Here is a 4,470-nt window from a genome sequence, read left to right as displayed (position 1 = left end):
AGAAACGCCTGTGGGCTGGCGGTGAAGCCATAAGCGCCCGATTGAAAGATCACCACCAGGTCCCCCGGTTCCGCGTTGGCAAGTTCCATGCGGTCAGCCAGCAGGTCGAGCGGCGTGCACAGCGGACCGACCACCGATACCGTTTCATGCTCGGTCGGTGCCATCTTGTTGCCAATGGCGACCGGGTAGTTCTTGCGGATCACCTGGCCGAAATTGCCCGACGCAGACAGGTGGTGGTGCAGGCCACCGTCGACGACCAGGAAGGTGTGACCGCGCGAGACCTTGCGGTCGACGATGCGGGTGACGTAGATGCCTGCTTCGCCGACCAGATAACGCCCGAGTTCGATCACCAGTTCGGCTTCCGGCAATTCACGCGACGCACGGTCGACAATCGTTGCCAGGTTGGCGCCGATCGGCGCCAGATCGAGGTGCTGTTCGCCCGGGAAGTAGGGGATACCGAAGCCGCCGCCGAGATTGAGGAAGTGGACCGCTGAGGGCGCTGACTGCGCCAGGCGCAAGGCGAGTTCGAAGCTTTTGCTCTGCGCCTCGACGATGGCTTCGGGTTTGAGGTTCTGCGAGCCGGCAAAGAGGTGGAAGCCTTCGAAGGTCAGCCCGGAGCGGCCGATTTCGGCCAGCAGTTCGGGGACCTGTTCGGCGTCCACGCCGAACTGCTTGGCGCCACCGCCCATCTTCATCCCCGAACTTTTCAGCTCGAAATCGGGATTCACTCGTACCGCCACGCGCGCCGGGCAAGCGGTCTCGCGGCTGATCGCCGCCAGTTCGCCGACTTCGCGAAACGATTCAATGTTGATCAGGATGCCGGCGGCGACCGCCTGCTGCAGCTCGGCGCGTTGTTTGCCGGGGCCGGCGAAGCTGACCTCGCGCGGATCGGCGCCAGCGTCCAGGGCGACCTTCAGTTCGCCACCCGACGCGACGTCGATGCCATCAACCAGTCCCGCCATGTGGCAGACCAGCGCCGGCATCGGGTTGGCCTTCATCGCGTAGTGCAGCTTCAAGGTGGGCGGCAGCGTGGCCCGCAGTTCGGCCACGCGGCGCGTCAGCAACTGACGGTCGTACGCGTAAAAAGGGGTTTGTCCAACGCGCGCGGCGAGCCGGGAGAGCGGGAGCGCGCCGACCATGAGTTCGCCGTCCTGGACGGGAAACTGGCTCATCGGCGCGTGCATGGGGGGGCTCCGTTCGGGCCTGTTCACTTGCTGCTTCCTTGGCGGCAAGCGTCCAGGTTCGTCGCGTCTGGTGCGGGCGACTGTCCGGCCAGGAACTCGCCAGCCAGCGCCTTGCGGTCGATCTTGCCATTGGGGTTACGCGGCAGGGGACCCGATCGCACGGTGACGCCGGCAGGCACCATGTAGGCCGGCATCCGCCGCCGGCACTCTGCGAGCAGCTCGGCGGTATCGAGATTGCCACCGGGGCCTGGCGTAACGATTACCTGGATGGCATGACCGAGCGTCGGGTGGTCAACGCCGAAAGCCACGCATTCGCCGACCAGCCGGGTCGCGTAGAGCACTTCCTCGACCTCGGTCGGGCTGACGCGATAACCCGAGGTCTTCATCATCTCGTCCCGGCGACCGATGAAGTAGAGGTATCCCTCCTCATCGATGCGCACCGTGTCGCCGGAAAAGACGGCGATCTCGGGCAGCACCAGGCCAGCATCGCGGCCCGGTGTGTTGGCCGGCAAGGGCTTGTAGCGCTCGGCGGTCTTTTCGTGATCGTTCCAGTAGCCCATGCCGACCAGCGCGCCACGATGGACCAGTTCGCCGGGCTCGTTGGCAGCGCAGGCCGAGCCGTCCTCGCGCAAGACCAGAATCTCGGCGTTGGGGATGGCCTTGCCGATCGAATCGGGACGTCGGTCGACCTCGTCGGGGGGCAGGTAGGTGGAGCGGAATGCTTCCGTCAACCCGTACATCAGATAGGGCTTGCTCGTCGGCAGGCGAGTACGCAAGGCAGTCAGCGTTTGGCGCGGCATGCGGCCGCCGGTATTGGCGAAGTAGCGCAGATGTTCGCCGATCGCCGCGGGCCATTCGAGTTCCGCGAGCTGGATATAGAGCGGGGGCACGGCGGTCAAGCCGGTCACTTTTTCCTGCGCCAGCGCTTTCAGCACGTCGCGGGGCATCAGGTAATTGAGCAGGACGACGCGCGCGCCGACGTGGAAAGCGGTGGTCAGCTGGCTGAAACCGGCGTCAAAAGACAGCGGCAGGGCGGCCAGCAGGGTATCGTCGGCGGTGTTCTCGAGGTAGCTGGCAACGCTCTTGGCGCCAGCGACCATGTTGCGGTGCGAGAGCACGACGCCTTTCGGCTTGCCGGTACTGCCCGAGGTGTACAGGATCGCCGCCATGTCGGTGTCGATCACCCGGTGGCCGGGCTGCTCGCTGGCCTGTAGCAGATCGTCCCAGCGCAGGGTGGCCAGTGGACCCCCACGGTTCGGCAGCGGACCGGCATTGGCCAGGATCACGTGGCGCAGGTCATGGCAGGACGACAGGACCGGTGTCAGCAGGGACAGCCGTTCATTGGACGTGACCAGTGCCCGCACATTGCAGTCGCGCAGGATGTAGGCGACCTGGTCCGCTTTGAGCAGTGGGTTGAGTGGCACGAAGACGCAGCCGGCCGCGGTGGCGCCAAAGCTGGCAACGACCGTTTCCAGCCGTTTCTCGAGATAGATGGCAACCCGCTCGCCGCGTTGCAGGCCGAGGCTCAGCAGGCCGCTGACGAACGCGACGATCGATTGCTGCAAGGCGCCGTAGCTTATCGACTGCTTGCCGTAGCTGAGCGCGATGGCGTCGGGATTGCGTGCGGCGGCGTGCTTGATCAACTCGGCGAGCAGGCTGGCGTCGGTCATGTCTCTGGCGCGATGGTGAGGGTATTGAAGGCACCGATTCTAACGACAAGCGGTGTTTTGACTGTGAAATTGTTCCGGCTGGCGCGAAAACTGCCACCATCAGTGCTACCCCGCAGCGCACCGCTTCTCCTGGCCACGCAACCACTGTTCGAGCATCGTCAGGATCCACACCATCTCGCCGTAGTAACCGGGGTGTTCAGGGAGGTGCTCGGTGATCAGCTGGTGAATGAAGTCGGGGCGTACGATGCCCCGCGTGGCGAGGCTGTTCAGGGAATCCTCGGCGAGTTGCTTGAGCGCCGGGTTGCGGTTGGCCCAGATGCCGAACGGCAGTCCGAAGCCTTTTTTTGACTTGGTCAGGATCTCGTCGGGCAGGTAACCGCGCAGGGCTTCCTTGAAGAACCAGCGCAGCTTGAAGCGGCGCAGTTTCCAGTTGGCCGGGAGCGTCATCGAGAAATCGGTCAGGCGGTCGCCCAGCAAGGGATAGCCGACCTCGAGCCCGGCCATCTCGGTGGCCCCGCGCACTTTCGGCAGGTCGCTGTCGGCCAGCGTGTAGCGCCAGTCGTAGGCCAGCATGCGGTTGATCAGGCTGGGCGCCCGGCACTCGTTCCAGGTTGCCTGCATGTGTCGCGATGGTTCGCCGAGGTCGATCTGGGCAAGAAAATCGGCGCTGAGCACCTTCGCCGGATCGAGTTGCATGATCAGGTTGAAGCTCTGCAGCCGATCCGGCATCGGTACGCGCGAATGACGGACATAGCCGGTGGCCTGCTTGAGGCCGGGTATCCGTCGCAGGACGCTGTCGTCGCCGCACATCGGCTCGATCAGTTTTCTCAAACCGCTCGGTACGGACTGGTAGAACTCGAACAGGCGCTGCATCGCATAGCGCGTATTGCCGCCGAAGAGCTCATCGCCGCCGTCGCCGGCAAGCATCTTGGTGCACCCGTCGGCCTGCGCCATCTTCGCGCAGTAGTAGGCGGGCAGGGCGGATGAATTGCCGAAAGGTTGATCGTGATGCTGGGCAACGGCCGGGATGCTGGCCAGGAGGTCCGCCGGCGTTACGTAATACTCGTGGTGCTCGCAACCAAAGTGCTTTGCGGCGAGACGGGCGTACTCCATTTCGTCGTAGCCCTCGGCTTCGAAACCGATTGAGTAGGCCGGGGCCGCCTGGCCGGTGACCTGGCCGAGCATGCCGGCGACCGTCGAGCTGTCAGTGCCACCGGAGAGGAAGGCGCCGACACGCGGGTGCCCGGAGACCTCTTCGGCGACGGCATCGCGAATCAGCTGGCGGAAAGTGTCACGGCTCGCCGCGAAAGGCTGCCGGTGGTTTTCGTCGAAACGTAGCGGCCAGTGCCGTATCTCGCGTGCGCCCTGCCGGTCGACCAGCAGAGCATGGGCAGCCGGCAGCCGGCGCACCCCCTGGAAGATCGTGCGCGGCGCCGGGATCATGTGGAAGTACAGGTAGTCGAAGATTGCCTGCGGGTCAAACTCCTTGCCGCCGCCCTGAACACAGTCGGCGCGGTCGGAGAAGGCGAGCGTTCGCTCATCGGCACGATAGCAGAGGGTATGCACCGCGAAGCGGTCGACCGCCAGGAAGACGCATTCGCGTCTCGCATCGACGA

At 64.8% G+C, this 4,470-nt stretch carries 3 protein-coding genes; all 3 read right to left on the bottom strand.

The window, feature by feature from the left end; genetic code table 11:
- A partial coding sequence (locus RUW20_RS21785) for a pyridoxal-dependent decarboxylase, exosortase A system-associated (RefSeq protein ID WP_313953794.1) occupies positions 1-1,172 on the bottom strand: 1,172 nt, incomplete at its 3' end.
- 35 nt (positions 1,173-1,207) lie between these two features.
- Entirely contained in the window at positions 1,208-2,854 is a 1,647-nt protein-coding gene (locus tag RUW20_RS21780) for an acyl-CoA ligase (AMP-forming), exosortase A system-associated (RefSeq protein WP_313953793.1), read from the bottom strand.
- Positions 2,855-2,959: 105 nt separating this feature from the next.
- On the bottom strand, positions 2,960-4,470 hold a 1,511-nt coding region (locus tag RUW20_RS21775; RefSeq protein ID WP_313953792.1), incomplete at its 5' end, for an asparagine synthase C-terminal domain-containing protein.

It is taken from the genome of Accumulibacter sp., assembly GCF_032229525.1.
Taxonomy (GTDB): domain Bacteria; phylum Pseudomonadota; class Gammaproteobacteria; order Burkholderiales; family Rhodocyclaceae; genus Accumulibacter.
Note: the sequence above shows the minus strand (reverse complement) of the source record. Positions and strands in the feature narration are given on the sequence as shown.

Bases quoted from the DNA above. Each gene is read 5' to 3' on its own strand.
- RUW20_RS21780 (WP_313953793.1), bottom strand. From the start codon at position 2,854: ATGACCGACGCCAGCCTGCTCGCCGAGTTGATCAAGCACGCCGCCGCA.